Genomic DNA, 22,816 nt, shown 5'->3' on the forward strand with positions numbered 1-22,816 from the left:
AAATATTTTAGATTAAAATCTTAATTAATAAAGAACGAATATATACACAAAATGGTCTAGGTCTAAAAACTAACGTTTTTAGTACCTAAACCTTTATTGTTTTCCCGTGTGTAAATAAAAACGGGAGTTGTAGCTTACTTAAGCTCTACTTCTGCTCCAGCTTCTTCTAAAGATTTTTTAAGACCTTCTGCCTCATCTTTAGTTACACCTTCTTTTACTGCTGCTGGTGCGCTATCTACGATACCTTTAGCTTCTTTTAATCCTAAACCAGTTAATTCTTTAACTAATTTTACAACAGCTAATTTAGAACCACCTGCTGCTTTTAAGATTACATCAAATTCAGTTTGCTCATCAGCTCCACCATCAGCTCCACCTGCTGCTGGACCTGCTACTGCTACAGCTGCTGCTGCTGGCTCAATACCATACTCATCTTTTAAGATAGTAGCTAAATCATTAACTTCTTTTACTGTTAAGTTAACTAATTGCTCTGCGAAATCTTTTAAATCTGCCATTTTAATTGTTTTAAAAATTCTTTTATTATTTAGTTTATTTAGTGTGCTTTATTATCTTTCTGATAAAGTTTTTACAATTCCAGAAAGTGTTTGACCACCAGACTGTAATGCTGAAATAACATTTTTAGCAGGTGATTGTAATAAGGTAATAATATCTCCAATAAGTTCTTCTTTAGACTTAATGTTTACAAGTGTGTCTAATTGGTCATCGCCAACATAAACAGACTCTTCTACATATGCTCCTTTTAATAAAGGTTTGTCTGATTTTTTTCTGAACTCTTTAATTACTTTCGCTGGTCCATTACCAGTTTCAGAAATCATTAAAGAAGTATTTCCTTTTAAAACATCTTGTAATTCTCCAAATTCTTTATCTGAAGCTTCCATTGCTTTCGAAAGCAATGTGTTTTTAACAACAGCCAATTCTACGTTTGCTTTAAAACAAGCTCTACGTAAGTTTGATGTAGTTGCAGCATCTAATCCAGAAATATCTGTTAAATAGACAATACTAGTATCTGCTAACTTTGCTGTTAAATCTTCTATTACTTGTGATTTCTCTTCTCTAGTCATAATTTACTATTTAACTGCCTTATGAAAATGCTTTTACATCAATAGCAACACTAGGACTCATAGTAGAAGACATAAAAATGCTTTTAATATAATTTCCTTTTGAAGCTGTTGGCTTTAATTTTAATATCGTTTGTAATAATTCATTTGCATTATCTGCAATTTTATCAGCATCAAACGAAGCTTTACCTATAGCTGCATGTACAATACCAGTTTTATCAACTTTAAAGTCAATTTTACCAGCTTTTACATCTTTTACAGCTTTTGCAACATCCATTGTTACCGTACCTGTTTTTGGGTTTGGCATTAAACCTCTAGGACCTAAAACTCTACCTAAAGGACCTAATTTACCCATTACACTTGGCATGGTAATAATAACGTCTACATCTGTCCAACCTCCTTTAATTTTCTGAAGGTATTCATCTAAACCAACATAATCAGCTCCTGCAGCTTCTGCTTCAGCTTCTTTATCTGGTGTTACTAATGCAAGCACTTTTACATCTTTACCAGTACCATGTGGTAGTGTTACCACACCACGTACCATTTGATTTGCCTTACGAGGATCTACTCCTAAACGTATTGCTAAATCTACAGATGCATCAAACTTTACAGTAGTAATCTCTTTGATTAAAGCGGAAGCAGAACTTACATCGTAAGACTGATTAGCGTCTACTTTTGCGTATGCTTCTTTTTGCTTTTTTGTTAATCTTGCCATTTTACTATTTTTTATAAAGTTTATGCTGGTGCATTACCTTTTACGGTTAATCCCATAGAACGTGCAGTACCTGCGATCATTTTCATTGCTGATTCAACTTTAAAGGCATTTAAATCTACCATTTTGTCTTCTGCAATTACTTTAATTTGATCCCAAGTAACAGATGCTACTTTCTTTCTGTTTGGCTCTCCTGAACCTTTTTTTACTTTGGCCGCTTCCAGTAATTGTACTGCCGCTGGAGGTGTTTTTACAACAAAATCAAAAGATTTGTCTTTATACACATTAATAACAACTGGTAAAACTTTACCTGGTTTGTCTTGAGTTCTAGCATTAAACTGCTTACAGAACTCCATAATGTTAACACCAGCAGCACCTAAAGCGGGTCCAACCGGCGGCGATGGATTCGCTGCGCCTCCCCTTACTTGTAATTTAACTACTTTGCTAATTTCTTTTGCCATTTCTAATAAATGTTTAGTGATGAATTTTAAAATTGGAAGCTTTAAAAAACACCGGTATATATTTGTGTAACAATTATATCTTATCTACTTGCATATAACTTAATTCTAATGGGGTTTTTCTTCCGAAAATCTTAACCATTACTTCAAGTTTACGCTTCTCTTCATTTACTTTTTCTATTGTTCCGTCAAAACCATTAAATGGTCCATCTACAACTTTTACAGTTTCACCTACTGTATAAGGTATTGCAATATTTTCATCTTGTACAGAAAGTTCATCAACTTTACCAAGCATCCTATTAACTTCAGATCTACGCATTGGTACTGGCTCTCCCCCTTTTGTTTCCCCTAAAAAACCAATAACTCCTGTAATTGATTTTATAACGTGAGGAACTTCTCCAGATAGATTTGCTTCTACCATTATATAACCAGGAAAATAAACGCGTTCTTTATTTACTTTCTTTCCGTTTCTAATCTGAACTACTTTTTCTTTTGGTACTAAAACCTGACTAACATAGTCTGAAAGACCTAAACGAGAAATTTCAGTTTCAATATAAGATTGAACTTTATTTTCTTGTCCTCCAATTGCTCTTACAACATACCACTTCATTACTGAATCAGTCATAGTTCTACTTGTTTAAAATAATTTGAAAAAGTTATCTAATCCTGTTTGAAAAACCTTATCTATTGCAGCGACTGCTACAGCAAATAAAATAGTAAACACCGCTACAGTAACTGTAGTCTTTTGTGCTTCCTCTTTAGATATCCACGTCATGTGGTTATTTAACTCTTCAAAAGAATCTTTGATATATTGTATAAAGTTCATCTTTCTATTCTGTTTTGCACGGGTTGAGAGGCTCGAACTCCCGACACCTAGTTTTGGAGACTAGTGCTCTACCAACTGAGCTAAACCCGTATCCTTATTTTATTCATAAAGGCGTCCCGATAAAATCGGGACACCTTGATAATTAAACTTTTATTTATTGACTAATAAATTAGTCTAAAATTTCAGTTACTTGACCTGCACCTACTGTTCTACCACCTTCACGGATAGCAAAACGTAAACCTAAGTTTAATGCAATTGGTTGAATTAATTCAACAGTAATTGTTAAGTTATCTCCTGGCATAACCATTTCAACTCCATCAGGTAACCCAATGTTTCCTGTTACATCAGTTGTACGTACGTAAAACTGTGGACGGTAATTGTTATGGAATGGAGTGTGACGTCCACCTTCTTCTTTCTTAAGTACATAAACCTCAGCTTTAAACTTAGCATGTGGTGTTACAGAACCTGGCTTACAGATTACCATACCTCTTGAAATCTGAGTTTTTTCAATACCTCTTAATAAGATACCTGCATTATCTCCAGCTTCACCTCTATCTAAGATTTGACGGAACATTTCGATACCAGTAATTGTAGAAGCTAATTTCTCAGCACCCATACCAATAATATCTACTGCATCACCTGTATTAGCGATACCTGTTTCAATTCTACCAGTAGCAACAGTACCACGACCAGTAATAGAGAATACATCTTCAATTGGCATTAAGAAGTCTTTATCAACCTCTCTTAATGGCTCTTCAATCCATGCATCAACAGCTTCCATTAATTCTAAAACTGTATCTACCCATTTTTTCTCACCATTTAACGCTCCAAGTGCTGAACCAGCAACTACAGGACCATTATCTCCATCATATTCATAGAAAGAAAGTAATTCTCTTACTTCCATGTCTACTAATTCGATTAATTCTTCATCATCAACCATATCCACTTTATTCATGAATACAACCATTCTAGGAATACCAACCTGACGTCCTAATAAGATATGCTCTCTAGTTTGAGGCATTGGACCATCTGTTGCAGCAACTACTAAAATAGCACCGTCCATTTGAGCAGCACCTGTTACCATGTTCTTTACGTAATCCGCGTGACCTGGACAGTCAACGTGAGCGTAATGACGATTAGCTGTTTGATATTCTACGTGTGAAGTATTAATTGTAATACCTCTTTCTTTTTCTTCTGGTGCATTATCAATCTGATCAAAAGATCTAGCTTCAGAGAAACCTGCATCAGCTAATACTTTAGTAATAGCCGCAGTTAAAGTTGTTTTACCGTGATCTACGTGTCCGATAGTACCAATGTTCAAGTGTGGTTTCGAACGGTCAAAAGTTCCTTTTGCCATAATTATTAATTTTAATTCTTAGTTTAAATATATTTAGTGTCTAATAATACGTATTTATTTGAGCCAATGACGGGATTTGAACCCGTGACCTCATCCCTACCAAGGATGCGCTCTACCAACTGAGCTACATCGGCCTTATTGGATTTTTGAGCGAGAGACCGGGTTCGAACCGGCGACATTCAGCTTGGAAGGCTGACGCTCTACCAACTGAGCTACTCTCGCTTTTCTAAATTAAAAAATCAACTTAGATTTTCATATTAAAATATGTGGGGAGAGCAGGATTCGAACCTGCGAAGACGTAGTCAACGGAGTTACAGTCCGTCCTCGTTGGCCGCTTGAGTATCTCCCCTCAATTTTAATTATTTTAATGAACTAACATTCTGTTGTTATTGAGCCGATGGAGGGACTCGAACCCACGACCTGCTGATTACAAATCAGCTGCTCTAGCCAGCTGAGCTACATCGGCTTTTATAATAAAAAACAACCCGCTATTTCTAACGGATTGCAAATGTATAAAGTTTTTCTTTATTGTAAAACTTTTTAGAATTATTTTTTTTAACTTTTTACAATACTAATGTTTCTCTTTGTTTTTGTTTAGATTTTTTTAGCTGTCTTTTTAATGACTCTACCCCTAAACTCACACCTTCTTCAAAAGATTTTGTAAGTTTTTTCACTATTAATTCACTTCCTGGAATATTTATTTTTATTTCAGTTATTTTATTTTCTTTATCACTTGTATGCTGCACTTTTAAAAATACTTCCGAATCTACTATCTTATCATGAAACTTTATTAAGCTTCCAACTTTATCATCAATAAAACTAATTAGTTCTTTGTCTGCATTAAAATTAACTGATTGGGTATACACTTTCATAAATCTACTTTTTATTTCCGCTTCTAGGATGCGATTGATTATACACTTTCTTTATCTTATCTAAACTATTATGAGTATAGACTTGGGTAGAGGCTAAACTTGAATGTCCTAGTAATTCTTTAACCGAGTTTAAATCCGCTCCTTCGTTTAGTAAATGAGTTGCAAAAGAATGCCTTAGAATGTGGGGACTCTTTTTTACCTTAGAGGAAACTTTACTAAAGTAAGAATTTATTACTCTATACACAAGAGTTTCATAAATTTTATTTCCTTTTTCGGTGATAAATAAATCGCTAGATTCTGGAAATATTTCTTTTTTTCCTTTAATATAAACTTTTAATGTTTCTTCTACAGATTTTAATAAAGGTACAAAACGCTCCTTATTTCTCTTTCCTAATACTTTAATAGTATTATCTGAAAAGTTAATATCTCTCTCCTTTATATTAATAAGTTCAATTCTTCGAATTCCTGTTGAATAAAAAAGCGCTACAATCGATTTATTTCTAAGGCTAATAAAGTCAGTCTCATTATTTATATCATCTAAAACTGCGTTTATTTCTTTTAAGGAAAAAGGTACCTGTATTTTTTGTTCTACTTTTAAAGCTTTATGCTTTGCTAGCGGATTAATTTCAATTTTTTTTACCTTTTGTAAGAACTTATAAAAAGACTTTAAAGAACTCACCTTCCTATTTATAGTTCTATTTGATATTTGCTCATTAACTAAGTTAACAATCCAATTTCTAATTTGATTATAATGTACTGTTGAAATATCATTTTCTCCATACTCTAATTCACAAAAATCTCTAAAAGAATTCAAATCCTTTTTATAGGCAGTAATTGTATGAATTGAATATTTTTTCTCGAATTCTAAATATTCTAAAAAAGAGTGTATCAAAATGTGGTTTTTGTTGCTAGTAAATTTACAAAACTTTAGGCATAAAAAAATCTCGTATTGAAAATTCAATACGAGATTTATATTTTATAATACGTTATTTCTAACCTACTTCTTCTTGAGTTCTTAATCTCTGAACGTAAGACGCTTTAATTCTTTGCGCTCTTTTTTCTACAGATGGCTTTGTAAAATGCTTTCTGTTACGCAAATTCTTCATTGTCTTAGTACGATCAAACTTTCGTTTAAATCTCTTTAAGGCTCTATCGATATTCTCTCCTTCTTTTACTGGAATGATTAACATATGTTGGCACCTCCTTTCATACAGTCTCTTTATATTTTATATAGTTTAAAAAACTATTGGTTTATTTTTCGGACTGCAAAGATAGAAAGTTATTATGAATTAACAATTAGTAATTTTGAATTATTTAATCGACCTAAAAAGTCTATGTAACTGGCTTGTATTCTTTTCTATCAATCACAATTTTTGCGATAATCTCTTTTAAGATTTCAGAAGTACCTCCGCCAATTGGCCCCAATCGACTATCTCGAAGTAATCTTGCCATTGGATAATCTTCCATATAACCGTAACCTCCTAAAAGCTGCAATGCATCATAAATAACCTCGTCTGCCATTTTTGTTGACAATAGTTTTGACATACTAGCTTCCTTTACAACATATTGACCATCATTTAAACGCTTTGCAATTGAGTAATTGTATTCTCTACACATATCTACTCTACTTGCCATTTCAGCAATTTTATGTCTTAAAACTTGAAAATTCTCTAGCGACTTTCCAAATGCAACACGCTCTTTCATATAAGCAAGTGCATACTCTACAGCATAATCTGCCCTTGCATGTGCATTTACTCCCATCACTAAACGTTCTAAAGCAAAATGCTGCATAATATATGGAAATCCTTTTCCTTCATCACCCATTAAATTCTCAAGAGGCACCTCTACATTATCAAAAGCAATTTCTCCAGTATCTGACGCTCTCCAACCCAACTTATCTAGCTTTGTTGCAGATACTCCTTTAGTATCTCTATCAACTACAAAAATACTTATTCCTTTATATTTATCTTCTGGATTTGTTTTAGCTGCAACAACCAAATAATCAGAAAGAACTCCATTTGTTATGAAAGTCTTCGCACCATTTAATATATAAACATCTCCTTTTTTTACTGCTGTAGTTCTAATACCAGCTACATCAGATCCACAAAACGGCTCTGTTATTGCCAAACAACCAATTTTATCACCCTCAATACTTGGTGCTAAATATTTGTTTTTAATAAAATCATCACCTTCTTTATTAAGGTGTGTCATTGCCAAATAAACATGCGCCCACATAGCCGCTGCAAATCCACCAGAATTAATTTTCTGCAATTCCTCTAAAAAGATAACAGTGTAAAAAAGATCTAGGTTTAATCCACCATATTGTTCTGGATAATTCAATCCAAAATAACCCATCTCACCAAACTTCTTCCAAATAAAACGATCAATCGTACCGGTTTCTTCCCATTTATCTATATGCGGAACAACTTCTTTTTTCAAGAACTCTTTAAAACTTTCACGAAAAGACTCGTGTTCTTCAGTAAAATACATACTGTTCATTAGCTATTCTGTTGTTTGTTTATTTAGCTTCCAAATATAAGATTATTCTCTCATATTTTTCTAATGGAAAGCCGTCGATTTTCTTTAATTCAGAAATATCTTGAAGTTCTGCAACTTCATCTCTATAGTCAAAAATTTTCCTACAAAGTTCATAATCTATTTCAGGGATTTTTAACACTTCTTTAAATGTTGACGTATTAATATTTAACTTAACAATTTCGCCTTTTTTGGTATTTTTTTTTTCTTTAAAATTCGAAATGAAATTTTCTTTAGTATTCTTTTTCTCCAGATTCCTTTTTATAACCCAATCTGGAAATTTAAAATATGGAGAAATAACAGAAAGTAAACTATCCGAAACTTTAGTAACTCGTTGAAATTGGTTTTTAGAGTTGATAAATTTATTAGTATTTCTAAAAGCATGAAGCTTATCTATTTCCTCAGTAGACATTCCTAATTGATATCCTTTAAAATCGGTAATGTAATTAGGGTTAAAAGGATAGATTTTTGGCTTTCTTTTCTCTAATTCAATTATTTTTAAACTGTCTATTTGTTTCTGAAAAGCAATTAATTCAGGTTGATTTACACCTTCTAAATCATCAGTAGAAAAATCGACATATACATATATTAATTGCAGGACAATAATTAACAACAGTAAAAAGAAAATCCCATTTCTTTGGCGCTTAGTATACCAGAAATGGGATTTAAATAAGTTCATTTTATTTTTTTATGCTTTCGCTTCTTTTATTGCATCTGTATATCTTTTCAATTGTTTCTTAACTACTGGGAACAAGAAATACAAACCAACCATATTAGGGAATACCATTGCAAATATCATTGCATCAGAGAAGTCCCAAATAGATTTCATACTTGCTGCCGCACCAATAACCACAAATAATAAAAATAATAATTTGTAAGTTAGATCTGCTTTTTTACCTCTACCGAATAAATACTTCCAAGATTGCAAACCGTAATAAGACCAAGAAATCATTGTAGAAACCGCAAATAACACAACTGCTATCGTTAAGAAAACATTAGAAAAAGGAATATAGGCCGCAAATGCTTTTGAAGTAATTCCTGCTCCTTCATAAGAAACACCATCAATTATTACAGCTCCTGCTCCGTCTCCTCCATATTGAAAAATTGATGCTCCTGAAGCATCTCCTCCAAAGTTAAAGATAATTATTACTAAAGCTGTCATTGTACAGATTACAACTGTATCAATAAATGGCTCTAACAATGCTACTAAACCTTCTGAAGCTGAATATTTTGTTTTTACTGCTGAATGCGCAATTGAAGCAGAACCCGCTCCTGCTTCATTTGAAAATGCAGCTCTTTTAAATCCTACTAATAACACACCAATAAATCCTCCAACTCCAATAGCTGTTGGATTAAAAGCTTCTCTAAATATTAAAGAAAATGCATCGTCAATTAATGAAAAGTTAGCTCCTAAAATATATAAACATGCTAACACATATAATCCTGCCATAAATGGAACTACTTTTTCAGTTACCTGAGCAATTCTTTTAATTCCTCCAATAATAATAACACCAACTAAAATAGCTAACACAATTCCAATAATTGCTCCTGCAGCTGTACTTTCTAAACCTAATAATTCTTTTAAAACTACAGTTGCTTGATTTGACTGAGCAGCGTTACCACCACCAAACGATCCACCAATACAAAAGATTGCAAAGAAAACTGCAGCAATTTTACCTAACATTTCAAAACCGCGTTCTTTTAATCCTTTACTTATATAGTACATTGGTCCACCATACACTGTTCCATCTTCTCCTACATCTCGATATTGAACTCCCAATGTACACTCTACAAATTTTGTTGACATTCCTAAAAATCCACAAACTACCATCCAAAATGTAGCTCCTGGACCACCTAATGCAATTGCTAAAGCAACACCTGCAATATTTCCATTACCAACCGTACCTGAAACAGCAGTTGCTAATGCTTGGAAATGTGTAACTTCTCCTTCAGCGCTTTCATCTTTTATTGTTTCTTTAATATCACCACCTGGAGTATTATCACCATACGCTTCATCAACACCATGACCTTCATCTATTTCATCATATTTACCTCTAACGACATTAATTGCTGTCTTAAAATGAAAGATGTTTGGAAATTTAAAATAAATAGTAAAAAACGCAGCACTTGCAACTAAGAGAAGAAGCACAAACGGAATCTCTACACTTTCACTTTTATAAATAGGAAAGAAAATCACACTGCTAAAGAAATCTGATATCGGCTTAAAAGCTTCATCGATTCTTTGATCTATTCCTTTTTCTTGTGCAAATGAAAACATAGGCATTGCTAACAAAAGCAATGAAAGAAGTTTTTTCTTCATAATATAATTAGTTAGTTTTATTTAAATTGTAGCTTGCAATATCATAAAAAATTGCACTTATGACAACTTTTTGTCGTTAAAATTAACATTTACATTAATGTTTGTTTAAATCTTTCTAAATCTTCTTTGAAAGATTTTGGATGAAACCCTAAAATAGAATTCGTTTTTGACAAATCAAATCCAGTTTTTGCAGGTCTTGGAGCAGTTTGATTTAAAGTACTTGTAGAAATTGGTTTAATTAAGCTTTTATCTAAACTAAAAGAATCTGCAATTTGTTGAGCAATTTCAAAAATACTCAACAATTCATTTGAAGAAACATTAAAAATTCCAGTAGTATTTTGATCGATTGCCATTTTACAAGCTATAGCCAAATCTTCAACATACGTTGGCGTCCTAAATTGATCATCAACTATAGTAATTTCTTTTCCTTTAGAAAGCATTTCTCTTACCCATAAAACAATATTGGATCTACTCATATCAAATACTTTCCCATACACTAAAATAGTTCTAAGAATTGTATAGTCAATGGTTGAATTCGTTAAAATTTCTTCTGATTTTAATTTTGACAACCCATAATAACTTAACGGGTTTGGCTCATCAGTTTCTTTATAATACCCTTTTTTCCCATCAAAAATAAAGTCTGTAGAAATATGAATTAAATGTGTATTATTTTTTTCTGAGTATTCTTTTAAATACTTAACAACTTCTACATTCAGCAAATCACATCCATCTTTATCATCTTCACAAACATCTACATGCGTCATTGCAGCAGTATTTATAATAACATCAGGGTTGTATTTACTTAACTGTTTTCTTAGTTCTTTTTCAACAGTAATATCAACAGAAACATAATTAAAATCTTCTCTCCCACTTCTGTTTTCACCTCTAGAAAAACCGATTACTTGATACTCTTCTTTTTCTTCTGATAATAACCTCAATAAAGTTTGACCTAACAAACCATTACTCCCTGTGATTACAACTTTCTTCATTAAAATACTTCTCTTAATTTTGTGATTTGCTCTGGCCTACCCAAGACAATTAAATTAGAATCTTTTACTAATTTTACCGATGCTTCTGGATTAATAATATATTCGTTTTCAGCATTCTTAAAACCAATAACTGTACATCCAGTTTTTTTACGTAAATCTAAGTCTAAAATTGTTTTACCTAAATATTTTTCTGGCAAATTATTAACATCAATCTCTTCTAAATTAGTGGTAGTTTCTCCAGAAATTGTAAGTTGATCTACAAACTCAATTATGTCTGGCGTAGCAACTAATGAAGCCATGTGCGCGCCACCTAACTTATCGGGCATAATTACATTATTTGCCCCAGCAATTTTCAATTTATTATACGATGTTTCTTTAGATGCTCTACTGATAATTTTACAATTCGGATTTAGCTGTTTTGCGGTTAAAACCACAAACAAGTTATCTGCATCAGAAGGTAATGCTGTTATTAAATTTTCTGCTTTAAGTATTCCAGCTCTTAACAAAGCTTCATCTGTAGTTGCATCACCATCAATATGTAAAACTTTGTTTTCCTCTAAATTCTCAATCAATTCCTTATTTTTTTCAACTATAACAAAATCTTTTTGATAATTTTTTAATTTCAAAATAGCTTGTTTACCGTTTCTTCCATAACCACAAACAATGGTATGACCTTCTAATTTTTCGATTGTTTTTTGCACTCTTTGTAGTTTAAGTTGTTTAATTAATTGACCACTTACAATGTATTCTGTAAAAGACGAAATTGTATATCCGAAGATAGAAATACTTGTTAAAATTAAGAAAATAGTGAATATTTTTTCTTCCGGACTTAAAGGATGAATTTCACCAAAACCAACTGTTGTTATAGTAATTACAGTCATATATAATGAATTCACAAACGTATCTCCAGACAAATACATATAACCACAAACCCCGATTGTGAGGATGAAAAATAACAGGAATAATGTTTTGTATAGTTTAGATTTTAAAATATTCATAGTTACAAATCAAAAACCGAACTTCTTTTGGTGTAAATCATATCTTTTAATCGCAATAAAAAAGCCAAGGTTAAATAAAATCCGAAAGACAAACCTACTGTTACAAACGAAATATAAATAAAAAACAACCGAACATTAGTTGCTCTCATACCTAATCTATCAGCAAATCTTGACGAAACAGCAAAGCCATGTCGCTCAAAAAAATGCCGTACAGAATGGATAAATTTCATTACCTAAAATTTTAATCGCAAGATACTATTTTCAACGGATTTGTTATTAACATATAAACCAAAACTCAATTCAAATTGGTAACTTTGCGTTTTTCCATAAAATCCATATTTTTTGAAAGACCAGGAATACTTACAAGTTTACGGCGCAAGAGCTCATAATTTAAAAAATATTGATGTTAAAATTCCGCGTGAAAAACTAGTTGTTATTACTGGATTAAGTGGAAGTGGAAAATCTTCTTTAGCGTTTGACACTATTTACGCAGAAGGACAAAGACGCTATATAGAAACATTTTCAGCTTATGCTCGTCAGTTTTTGGGTGGATTAGAAAGACCTGATGTTGACAAAATTGATGGTTTATCACCCGTAATTTCTATCGAGCAAAAAACCACAAATAAAAGTCCACGATCTACTGTAGGAACCATTACAGAAATCTATGATTTTTTAAGACTACTTTTTTCCAGAGCTGCTGATGCATATTCGTACAATACTGACGAGAAAATGGTAAGTTATTCTGATGAACAAATCAGACAGTTAATTTTAAAAGATTTTGCTGATAAACGAATTGCCGTTTTAGCACCTTTAATTAAATCTAGAAAAGGACATTATCGAGAGCTTTTTGAACAAATTTCTAAACAAGGTTTTGTTCGTGTTCGTGTAGATGGAGAAATTAAAGAAATTGTGAAAGGAATGCGTTTAGACAGGTATAAAACGCATGATATAGAAGTTGTAATCGATCGATTAGTAGTAAATGAATCTGCAGAGAAACGTTTAGAAGAAACCATAAAAACTGCATTATATTCTGGTAATAATATTTTAATGGTGATTGATGTTGATGATGAAAAACCACGTTATTTTAGTAGAGAATTAATGTGTCCAACATCTGGAATTGCGTATCCAAATCCAGAACCAAATACATTTTCTTTTAACTCACCAAAAGGCGCATGTAATAATTGCAACGGATTAGGAATTACCAATGAAATAAATCAACAAAAAGTAATTCCAGATTCTAGCATTTCAATTAAAAATGGTGGAATTGTTCCTTTGGGCGAACAAAAAAGTAGTTGGATCTTTAAACAACTACAAAACATTGCAGAGCGTTATAAATTTAAATTGACAGATCCTATCAATAAAATCTCAAAAGAAGCCATGGAAATTATTCTTCATGGAGGAAATGAAAAATTTAAAATTGAATCTAAGGCTGTTGGTGTAACAAGAAATTATGAAATTGATTTTGAAGGTATTATTTCTTTTATAGAAAGTCAATACAAAAACGCAGAAAGCACATCAATAAAACGTTGGGCAAAAGGTTTTATGGATGAAGTTTCTTGCTCTACCTGCGGCGGAAAAAGATTAAAAAAAGAAGCGCTTCACTTTAAAATTACCGATAAAAATATTAGCGATTTATCACAAATGGATATTACTGAATTAGCTAGTTGGTTTCAGAATATTGATCAAGATTTATCAGAAAAACAAAAAACAATTGCTACCGAAATTTTAAAAGAAATTAGAACTAGAATTCAGTTTTTACTAGATGTTGGCTTAGACTATTTAACCTTAGATAGAACATCCAAATCACTTTCTGGTGGTGAAGCACAACGGATTCGTTTGGCAACACAAATTGGCTCACAATTAGTGGGTGTACTATATATTTTAGATGAACCAAGTATTGGTTTACATCAACGAGACAATCAAAAATTGATTGATTCTTTAGTTAAATTAAGAGATGTTGGTAATTCCATTATAGTTGTTGAGCATGATAAAGACATGATGGAACATGCCGATTTTGTGTTTGATATTGGTCCTGGAGCAGGAAAATATGGAGGAGAAATTGTAAGCGCTGGAACTTATGAAGAATTAAAATCACAAAACACACTAACTGCGGATTATTTAACAGGAAGAAAAGAAATTGAAATTCCTAAAAAGCGTAGAAAAGGAAATGGGAAAACCATTAAACTTTCAGGAGCAACAGGTAACAATTTAAAAAATGTTTCGGTTGAATTCCCGTTAGGAAAAATGATTTGTGTTACTGGAGTTTCTGGTAGCGGAAAATCAACATTAATTAATGAGACATTATATCCGATTTTAAACAAACATATTTATAGGGGAGTGAAAAAACCTATGCCTTATAAAAAAATTACAGGTTTGGATAATGTAGATAAAGTTATTGATATAGATCAATCTCCTATTGGTAGAACTCCTCGCTCTAATCCAGCAACGTATACAGGTACTTTTTCTGAAATTAGAAGTTTATTTGCAAAAACTCCAGAAGCGGCAATTCGTGGTTATAAACCAGGAAGATTTTCATTTAACGTAAAAGGTGGTCGTTGTGAGACTTGTCAAGGTGGTGGTGTTAGAGTGATTGAAATGAACTTTTTACCAGACGTACATGTAGAATGTGAAACTTGCCAAGGAAAACGTTTTAATAGAGAAACTTTAGAAATTAGATATAAAGGAAAATCGATTTCTGACGTTTTAAATATGACCATTGAAGATGCTACAAACTTCTTTGAAAGTATTCCGAAAATCCACAGAAAATTAAAAACAATTAAAGATGTTGGTCTTGGATACATTACACTTGGGCAACAATCAACTACACTTTCTGGTGGTGAAGCACAGCGAATAAAACTAGCTTCAGAGCTTTCTAAAAGAGACACTGGAAATACTTTTTATATTCTAGATGAACCTACAACTGGACTACATTTCGAAGACATCAGAGTATTAATGAATGTATTAAATAAATTAGCTGATAAAGGAAATACCGTTTTAATTATTGAACATAATTTAGATGTTGTAAAATTAGCTGATTACATTATTGATGTTGGTATGGAAGGTGGAAAAAAAGGTGGAGAAATTTTATGTAAAGGAACACCAGAACAAATTATAAAACACAAAACTAGTTATACTGCAAAGTTTTTGAAAAAAGAGTTAACTTAGTCGTTTGCTAAAAATCTAGCAGATTATTAAATCAGAAATAAAATACAAGAGATATGAATCCAAATGATGACAGAAAGATAAAAGAAAAATTACAGCCAAAAACCTGGAATGAAATCAAAACAAATGATTCTTGGGCGATTTTTAAAATTATGGCTGAATTTGTTGATGGATATGAACGTTTAAGTAAGATTGGGCCTTGTGTTTCTATCTTCGGATCTGCAAGAACAAAACCAGACAATCCGTATTATAAATTAGCAGAAGAAGTTGCTTATCAATTAACTCAAAATGGTTTTGGCGTTATTACTGGTGGTGGTCCTGGAATTATGGAGGCTGGTAATAAAGGAGCCAATAGAGGAAAAGGAACTTCGGTTGGATTAAATATCGAATTACCATTCGAGCAGCATGACAACCCATGGATTGATTCAGGAAAAAGTTTAGATTTTGACTACTTTTTTGTTAGAAAAGTTATGTTTGTAAAATACTCACAAGGTTTTGTTGTAATGCCTGGTGGTTTTGGAACAATGGATGAATTATTTGAAGCAATCACTTTAATACAAACAAATAAAATTGGTCGTTTTCCAATTGTTTTAGTTGGTAAAAAATTCTGGGCAGGTTTATTAGATTGGATAAAAAACACACTTTTAGAGGAAGGCAATATTAGCGAAGGAGATTTAAAATTATTTAGAGTTGTAGATACTGCTGAAGAAGCTGTAGAACATTTCAATAAATTCTACGCTAAATATCAATTAAAACCAAATTTCTAAACAAACTTTACGTTCACTATTTGTGTCTAATTAGAAAATATATTTCTTGTTAATTTATAAGCTGTCCTTGAAAAAAAATATACTCATAATTATTGCGTTTCTGCAAGCATCTATTATGATAGTTGCACAGCAAAACACAATTAGTATAAAAGCAAGTTTAAAAACTGAAAAAGACGTTGTAGATATTTTACAAAAAATTATTTTTTATAATAATTCCGATAGCACATTAACTAAAATATATTTACATAATTGGGCTAATAGTTATAAAGACAGAGAAACTCTATTATCAAAAAGACTTATAGATGATTATAACAAGTCTTTTTATTTCTCTAAGGAAGAGGAAAGAGGTTATTCTAAAATCATTAATTTAAGTGTTGATTATAAAACAGTATTATACAAAGAAGTCTATGGTCAATCCGATATTATAGAAATACAGTTAACAAAACCTTTAAAATCGGGAGATAGCATTACCATAAATACATCGTATAACGTTAAAATCCCTGATGCAAAATTTACTGGTTACGGAAAGTCATCAACTAACAATTATCATTTGCGATTTTGGCATTTAATTCCGGCTGTTCACAACAAGAAATGGCACTTAATGAGTAATCTAAATATGAATGATTTGTATCAAGAAGCTACAAATTATGATATTGAATTTCGCATACCTCAAAATTACTTTTTAGAAAGCAACTTAAAAGAGATAAAAAAGGAAAAAGATATTTATTATTTATTAGGAAAAAATAAAACTGACATCATATTAGACATAAATAAAAATGCAAAATTTAAAGATTTTAAAACAAAACAAATAACCATTAAAACTGATGTTCTTCCTGATAACATTCAAAACAAATTAGCAACAGAAGTCTTGCAAAGAGGTTTATCATTTATAGAAGAATATTTAGGCAAATATCCACATCAAGACATTTTTATTGATAAAATAACGCAACGAAAAGATCCAATTTTAGGTATCAATAAATTACCAAAAGCTTTAAGTCCGTTTTCTGAAGTTTTTAAATGGGACTTAACCATGTTTAAAGCAATTTCAAAAAAATATATTGAAAACACTTTATTAGTTAATAAGCGAAAAGATTATTGGCTGGTAGATGGTTTGCAAACATATTTACTAATGGAATATACTCAAAAATTTTACCCAGAAGTTAAACTACTCGGTAAAATTTCTAACTTTTGGGGAATTAGAGCTTTTAATTTCGCTAAATTGAATTTTAACGACAAATACCCTTTTATATATCAATTTAGTGCAAGAAAATTTTTCGATCAATCTTTAACAACAAGCGCAGATTCTTTATCCAATTTTAACAGAAAAATAATTAACAGATATAAATCTGGCTTAGGATTACGATACATTAAAGGGTTTATTGAAGGTGGTGTTTTACAAGAATCATTTAAAGAATATTATCAAAAAAATAAATTAAAAATTTCTTCCAGTAAGAGTTTCGAAAAAATACTTACCTCTAAAACTGACAAGGATTTAAGTTGGTTTTTTGGAGATTATATAACAACTAATAAAAAAATTGATTATAAGATTGCAACTGCTGATGTGAAAAACGATAGTATTGTAATAGTCATTAAAAACAAACGTAACATTACAGCACCAGTTGCATTGTATGGCATTAAAGACAAAAAAATAAAATTTAAAAAATGGATTACTGGAGTTGATAGTACAAAAACAATTAAAGTTCCTAAAAACGGTTTTGATAGGCTGTCATTAAATTACGAAAATATTTACCCAGAATACAATAATCTAAACAATTGGAAAAGTCTTAAAAAAAGAATTTTTAACAAACCACTCCAATTAAAGTTTTTTAAAGATATAGAAGACCCTTATTACACACAATTGTATTATGAACCAGACATTAAATACAATTATTATGATGGATTAATTATAGGGGCAAAACTGCATAACAAGCCTATTATAGACCGAAACTTTGAATTCACAATTACACCTTCTTATGGAATAAAAAGCAAGTCTATAACTGGTAGTTTTCACACAAGATATAGTCAATATTTTGAAGACTCTAGCATCTACAGAATTGTCTACGGAATTGGCGGAAGTAATCTGCACTACGCTCCTGACTTAGCTTACAATACATTTAATCAAGGAATCACTGTTCAGTTTAGAAGAAAAAGCCTTCGTGACGTTGGAAGTAGTTTTTTATCAGCAGGGTTAATAAATATCAATAAAGAAGTACCTGTTGGCACTCTTAAAACTGAGCAAGACGCTTACAGTATTTTTAATTTAAAATACACATATAATAGACCAGATATTATTAATGGGTTAAGATTTAGAGTTACCACAGAATTTGCTAGTGATTTCTCAAAATTAATTGGAGAAATTAGATATCGTAAACAAACATCTTTAAACACAAGATCTGAGTTTAGAATTTTTGCAGGTACATTTTTAAATAATTCAACTTCTGGAGATTATTTTAGTTTTGGTTTAGATAGAGCTAATGATTATTTATTTCAATTAAACTATTTTGGACGATCTGAAAACTCAGGAATTTTTAGTCAGCAATTTATTTTAGCAGAAGGTGGGTTTAAATCTATTTTACCAACTCGGTTTGCAAATGAATATATGATTTCATTTAACTCTAGTATAGGAATTTGGAAATGGCTTGAAATTTATAACGACCTAGCTTTTCTTAAAAACAGAGGAGATAAAGTATTTTTAGGCTATGAAAATGGAGTTAGATTTAACTTTGTACCCAATATTCTTGAATTCTACTTTCCTATCTATTCTACAAATGGTTGGGAGATAAATCAACCTAACTACTCAAAGAATATTCGTTTTGTTTTTACTGCAAACTTAAGTGCAATTTATAATTTTGTTCGTAGAGGTTTTTTATAAATTCCATATTAAAATAAAGTAATTTCATTGTTTTATTACGATATTCGTAATAAAAAAAATATATTTCATGTTTTCATCTAAAAAACCTATCTTTGTAAAACCAAAATATCTTAGCGAAATATGACTACAAAAACAGCTACTGAAACAAAAGAGCAATTATCATTTAAAGATTTTAAAAGCGAAGTTTTAAACGATTACAAAATTGCCCGAATCAGTAGAGAATGTAGTATTCTTGGTCGTAGAGAAGTTCTTACAGGTAAAGCCAAGTTTGGTATTTTTGGTGGCGGAAAAGAAGTTCCACAACTTGCCATGGCTAAAGCTTTTAAAAATGGTGACTTTCGTTCTGGTTATTATAGAGACCAAACTTTTATGATGGCCATCGGAGAACTTACTGCTAAACAGTTTTTTGCTGGTTTATATGCACATACAAACCTAGAGTTAGAACCAATGTCTGCAGGCCGCCAAATGGGTGGTCATTTTGCAACACATTCTATCGATGATAAGGGAAACTGGAAAGATTTAACGAGTCAAAAAAATTCATCTTCAGACATTTCTCCAACTGCAGCACAAATGCCTCGTTTACTAGGTTTAGCTCATGCTTCAAAAACTTATAGAAATATAGATGAACTAAAAGGCTTTACTAAATTTTCTAATCAAGGAAATGAAGTAGCTTGGGGAACTATTGGAAATGCTAGTACTAGTGAAGGTGTGTTTTTTGAAACTATAAATGCTGCTGGTGTTCTACAAGTACCTATGGTAATGAGTGTTTGGGACGATGAGTATGGAATTTCGGTTCATGCAAAACATCAAACGACTAAAGAAAGTATTTCTGAAATTTTAAAAGGATTTCAAAGAGAAAACGGTAGTAATGGTTATGAGATATTTGTCATCAATGGTTGGGATTATGTTCAACTAATTGATGTTTATAATAAAGCAGGTCAAATAGCTCGAGAAGAACATGTTCCTGTTTTAATTCACGTAAAAGAATTAACACAACCACAAGGACATTCTACTTCTGGATCTCATGAACGATATAAAGACAAAGAGCGTTTACAATGGGAACAAGACTTTGATTGTGTTGTTAAAATGCGCGAATGGATCTTAGATTTTCAACTAGAAGATAGTGAAGGAAATATATTACGTTTTATAGATTCCGAAGAAGAATTAATCAACTTAGAAAAAGAAGCTAAGAAAGAAGTTGTTGCTGCAAAAAGAAATGCTTGGAATGATTTTACTGACGAAATAAAAAATGAGGCACTAACCTTAAATAATATTCTAGAAAGAGTTGCTCAAAAAAGCAGTAATAGTTCTTTTATTGTCAAACTAAAAGATGATCTGGCTGCAATTGTAGAGCCAATTAGAAAAGATGTTTTAGTAGCGGCTAGAAAAAGTTTACGTTTTATTAAAGATGAAACTTTTGTTGAAAAATCTCACCTACAAAAGTATATCACTTCTTTTACTGAAGATGCATATCAAAAATATTCATCGCATTTAACTAGTGAAACAGAATTAGCAACAATAAATATTCAAAAAGAAGCTCCAGTTTATAGCACTCAAAAGAATTTTGTTGATGCAAGAATTATAATGCGAGATAATTTTGAAGCATTATTAAAAAAATATCCAGAAGTATTAATATTCGGTGAAGATGCTGGTTTTATTGGCGATGTAAATCAAGGATTAGAAGGTTTACAAGAAAAGTTTGGAGAAGACAGAGTTTTTGATACCGGAATTAGAGAAGCAACTATAATTGGGCAGGGTATTGGAATGGCAATGCGAGGTTTAAGACCTATTGCAGAAATTCAGTATTTAGATTATTTACTCTATGCCTTGCAAATTATAAGTGATGATTTAGCAACGTTACGTTACAGAACTTTTGGTAAGCAAAAAGCACCCTTAATTATTAGAACTCGTGGTCATAGACTTGAAGGAATTTGGCATGCAGGTTCGCCTATGGGGGGAATTATTAATAACGTTAGAGGAATTCATGTTTTGGTTCCAAGAAACATGACTAAAGCCGCAGGTTTCTATAACACATTACTACATAGTGACGATCCAGCTTTAGTAATTGAATGCTTAAATGGATATCGTTTAAAAGAAGAGCTACCTTTAAATCTAGGCGAATTTAAAACTCCAATTGGTGTTGTAGAAACAATAAAAGAAGGAACAGATATTACATTATTATCTTATGGATCAACTTTAAAAATCGCACATCAAGCTGCTAGAGAATTAGCAGAAGTAGGTATAACAGTTGAATTAATTGATGCACAAAGTTTACTACCTTTTGATAAAAACCATGATGTAGTAAATTCTATTGAAAAAACAAACCGTTTATTAATTGTTGATGAAGATCTACCTGGAGGAGCCTCAGCTTATTTATTACAAGAAATTATTGAAAATCAAAACGCGTATCAATTTTTAGACAGCAAGCCTCAAACCTTAACAGCTAAAGAACACAGAACAGCTTATGGTACTGATGGTGATTATTTCTCGAAACCGTCTGCAGAAGATATTTTCGAAAAGGTTTACGAAATGATGCATGAAGTAAATCCCGAAAAGTATAAAAGTTTATATTAAGGATTAGACCTCAACAAACTATTTCCAACAACACAGTCTAAACATCTTTTTTTATTACAATAATTATTTTTTAATTCTAATAATGATTGTGTTTCAAAAGCATTATTTGATTTAATTTTTAATTCAGAAAACTTAGAAATAATACTGTTTTTCTCAGGTTTTATTTGTTGAATTAAATGCAAGAAATCTTGTTCTTTTACCCCTCCTCTACTTTTTAAATACACGAATTTTAAAGGTATAATTGTATTAATCAATAGTAAATCTATAAATGATTTAGTTAATCTTTTAACTAATTTTCTTGAGGAAGTTTCGAAAGAATAATGTGTTTTCCAGAAATCATTTATTTCAATAGAAAATAGATTATAAAAATCTTCCAACTTTGAAATTTCAATCAATTTAGAAAATAAATTTTGATGCTTATGCATCAATGCAGACAACTGAGCAATTCTAATTGTTGGAAAATTATTAGGTCGCATTCTAAAAAACTGAAAGTTATTTTTTGATATTGATTTTAAATCATACTTATTCTTCAAATGTTTGTATTCGGTTTTCAAGCTCCTATAATATAAATCTTTAATTTCTTCTTCTAAAAATCCTGCTTGACCAAATAATAGAGCAGATAGTTTTACCTCATCAAAACATTCTTTTCTTATAATAGAAAAATCAATACTTTGAGAAAGTTGCAAGAAAACAGATCCATTAACTTTTAATCCAAAATTCTTAGCCAATAATTGAAATAAAACCGCGTCAAAATCATTATTAGATTGTTGTAATAATATTTCAATGAATAGTGATTTATTCTCCAATCTCTCAAAATATAAACGCTCTAGCCAATTTTTAAAAAGAAAACTATCAATCTTATTTATTTCTCTTTCACAAGGAATCCAACATTGTTTTTTTGAAAATAATTTTTGATAATTTTCAAGAATAATATCATCTACATAATTTTTCAATTCTAATGTTGGAATTGGATTATTATTTTTCATAAAAACATCCACATCATGTTCCCAGACAACATGTAAAATAACAGCATCGTAATTTTCATCAATTTCATGTCGATGCAAATACCAATCCGATGATTTTAAATGTATTTCAACGTTTCCTGCCCAAGTTTGATTATCAATTTTAAGTTGTGCATTCAAAAAATCTGGTCCAGAATTTTTATTATGCAAACCTGAATTTACTATAACAAGCCTTTCATTTTTTTTAGTAACTAAATTAATTTTTGAAAATAGTTTGTGCAGCCACAAATAATGTAGAAACTCCTCTTTCATGCTTTTTTATTTTAAAGTTACAAC

The 22,816-nt window shown here is 31.1% G+C and carries 21 protein-coding genes and 5 tRNA genes; 4 read left to right on the forward strand and 22 right to left on the reverse strand.

The window, feature by feature from the left end; genetic code table 11:
* Positions 1–134 precede the first annotated feature (134 nt).
* The 21 genes from rplL to OD91_RS04750 all read right to left on the reverse strand — a co-directional run bounded on the left by rplL (position 135) and on the right by OD91_RS04750 (position 12,373).
* Entirely contained in the window at positions 135–512 is a 378-nt protein-coding gene (rplL, locus tag OD91_RS04650; RefSeq protein WP_144895227.1) for a 50S ribosomal protein L7/L12, read from the reverse strand.
* A 51-nt stretch (positions 513–563) separates the two neighbouring features.
* A complete protein-coding gene (gene rplJ, locus OD91_RS04655; RefSeq protein WP_144895228.1) occupies positions 564–1,079 on the reverse strand; it encodes a 50S ribosomal protein L10 in 516 nt (171 codons plus the stop codon).
* Between the two features lie 19 nt (positions 1,080–1,098).
* Positions 1,099–1,791, reverse strand: a complete 693-nt coding sequence (rplA, locus tag OD91_RS04660) for a 50S ribosomal protein L1 (RefSeq protein WP_144895229.1) — start codon at positions 1,789–1,791, stop codon at positions 1,099–1,101.
* A 20-nt stretch (positions 1,792–1,811) separates the two neighbouring features.
* On the reverse strand, positions 1,812–2,249 hold the full coding sequence (gene rplK / locus OD91_RS04665) for a 50S ribosomal protein L11 (protein WP_144895230.1): 438 nt from the start codon (positions 2,247–2,249) through the stop codon (positions 1,812–1,814).
* A 73-nt stretch (positions 2,250–2,322) separates the two neighbouring features.
* On the reverse strand, positions 2,323–2,871 hold the full coding sequence (gene nusG / locus OD91_RS04670) for a transcription termination/antitermination protein NusG (protein WP_144895231.1): 549 nt from the start codon (positions 2,869–2,871) through the stop codon (positions 2,323–2,325).
* 12 nt (positions 2,872–2,883) lie between these two features.
* Positions 2,884–3,072, reverse strand: a complete 189-nt coding sequence (gene secE, locus OD91_RS04675; RefSeq protein ID WP_144895232.1) for a preprotein translocase subunit SecE — start codon at positions 3,070–3,072, stop codon at positions 2,884–2,886.
* Between the two features lie 17 nt (positions 3,073–3,089).
* A tRNA-Trp gene (locus tag OD91_RS04680) sits at positions 3,090–3,162 on the reverse strand.
* Positions 3,163–3,241: 79 nt separating this feature from the next.
* On the reverse strand, positions 3,242–4,429 hold the full coding sequence (tuf, locus tag OD91_RS04685; RefSeq protein WP_144895233.1) for an elongation factor Tu: 1,188 nt from the start codon (positions 4,427–4,429) through the stop codon (positions 3,242–3,244).
* 61 nt (positions 4,430–4,490) lie between these two features.
* Positions 4,491–4,563 (reverse strand) — tRNA-Thr (locus OD91_RS04690).
* A 15-nt stretch (positions 4,564–4,578) separates the two neighbouring features.
* Positions 4,579–4,651, reverse strand: a tRNA-Gly gene (locus OD91_RS04695).
* 45 nt (positions 4,652–4,696) lie between these two features.
* Positions 4,697–4,778: transfer RNA gene (locus OD91_RS04700), tRNA-Tyr, on the reverse strand.
* Positions 4,779–4,821: 43 nt separating this feature from the next.
* Positions 4,822–4,895, reverse strand: a tRNA-Thr gene (locus tag OD91_RS04705).
* Positions 4,896–4,992: 97 nt separating this feature from the next.
* Complete coding sequence (locus tag OD91_RS04710) at positions 4,993–5,301, reverse strand: HPF/RaiA family ribosome-associated protein (RefSeq protein ID WP_144895234.1); 309 nt, start codon at positions 5,299–5,301, stop codon at positions 4,993–4,995.
* Between the two features lie 4 nt (positions 5,302–5,305).
* Positions 5,306–6,196, reverse strand: coding sequence for a tyrosine-type recombinase/integrase (locus OD91_RS04715; RefSeq protein ID WP_144896927.1), 891 nt, complete (start codon positions 6,194–6,196; stop codon positions 5,306–5,308).
* Positions 6,197–6,293: 97 nt separating this feature from the next.
* Positions 6,294–6,491 (reverse strand): 30S ribosomal protein S21, encoded by a 198-nt coding sequence (gene rpsU / locus OD91_RS04720; RefSeq protein ID WP_144895235.1) that lies wholly within the window; start codon positions 6,489–6,491, stop codon positions 6,294–6,296.
* 142 nt (positions 6,492–6,633) lie between these two features.
* Complete coding sequence (locus OD91_RS04725; protein ID WP_144895236.1) at positions 6,634–7,800, reverse strand: acyl-CoA dehydrogenase family protein; 1,167 nt, start codon at positions 7,798–7,800, stop codon at positions 6,634–6,636.
* Between the two features lie 19 nt (positions 7,801–7,819).
* On the reverse strand, positions 7,820–8,515 hold the full coding sequence (locus OD91_RS04730; RefSeq protein WP_144895237.1) for a helix-hairpin-helix domain-containing protein: 696 nt from the start codon (positions 8,513–8,515) through the stop codon (positions 7,820–7,822).
* Positions 8,516–8,524: 9 nt separating this feature from the next.
* The gene (locus tag OD91_RS04735) at positions 8,525–10,156 is read right to left on the reverse strand and encodes a sodium:alanine symporter family protein (protein WP_144895238.1); all 1,632 of its coding nucleotides are present in this window, start codon (positions 10,154–10,156) and stop codon (positions 8,525–8,527) included.
* An 89-nt stretch (positions 10,157–10,245) separates the two neighbouring features.
* A complete protein-coding gene (locus tag OD91_RS04740; RefSeq protein ID WP_144895239.1) occupies positions 10,246–11,145 on the reverse strand; it encodes an SDR family oxidoreductase in 900 nt (299 codons plus the stop codon).
* On the reverse strand, positions 11,145–12,143 hold the full coding sequence (locus tag OD91_RS04745; protein ID WP_144895240.1) for a TrkA family potassium uptake protein: 999 nt from the start codon (positions 12,141–12,143) through the stop codon (positions 11,145–11,147). The genes OD91_RS04740 and OD91_RS04745 overlap by 1 nt, the downstream gene beginning before the upstream one ends.
* Positions 12,144–12,145: 2 nt before the next feature.
* A complete protein-coding gene (locus OD91_RS04750; protein ID WP_144895241.1) occupies positions 12,146–12,373 on the reverse strand; it encodes a PspC domain-containing protein in 228 nt (75 codons plus the stop codon).
* Between the two features lie 112 nt (positions 12,374–12,485).
* Here OD91_RS04750 and uvrA point away from each other — a divergent pair, with 112 nt between their 5' ends.
* The 4 genes from uvrA to OD91_RS04770 all read left to right on the forward strand — a co-directional run bounded on the left by uvrA (position 12,486) and on the right by OD91_RS04770 (position 21,518).
* Positions 12,486–15,308, forward strand: a complete 2,823-nt coding sequence (uvrA, locus tag OD91_RS04755) for an excinuclease ABC subunit UvrA (protein ID WP_144895242.1) — start codon at positions 12,486–12,488, stop codon at positions 15,306–15,308.
* Between the two features lie 53 nt (positions 15,309–15,361).
* On the forward strand, positions 15,362–16,072 hold the full coding sequence (locus OD91_RS04760) for a TIGR00730 family Rossman fold protein (protein ID WP_144895243.1): 711 nt from the start codon (positions 15,362–15,364) through the stop codon (positions 16,070–16,072).
* Positions 16,073–16,187: 115 nt separating this feature from the next.
* Positions 16,188–18,944 (forward strand): M1 family metallopeptidase, encoded by a 2,757-nt coding sequence (locus OD91_RS04765; protein WP_144895244.1) that lies wholly within the window; start codon positions 16,188–16,190, stop codon positions 18,942–18,944.
* A gap of 120 nt (positions 18,945–19,064) precedes the next feature.
* Positions 19,065–21,518: a thiamine pyrophosphate-dependent enzyme gene (locus OD91_RS04770; RefSeq protein WP_144895245.1), complete on the forward strand. Its 2,454-nt coding sequence runs from the start codon at positions 19,065–19,067 to the stop codon at positions 21,516–21,518.
* On the opposite strand, the gene OD91_RS04775 is transcribed toward OD91_RS04770, so the two are convergent.
* Positions 21,515–22,792 carry a DUF2851 family protein gene (locus tag OD91_RS04775; RefSeq protein WP_144895246.1) on the reverse strand — a complete coding sequence of 426 codons (1,278 nt, stop codon included), beginning with the start codon at positions 22,790–22,792 and terminating at the stop codon, positions 21,515–21,517. The two genes, OD91_RS04770 and OD91_RS04775, sit on opposite strands and share 4 nt — an antisense overlap.
* Positions 22,793–22,816: the final 24 nt, after the last annotated feature.

Source organism: Lutibacter sp. Hel_I_33_5, assembly GCF_007827455.1.
Classification (GTDB): Bacteria; Bacteroidota; Bacteroidia; order Flavobacteriales; family Flavobacteriaceae; genus Polaribacter.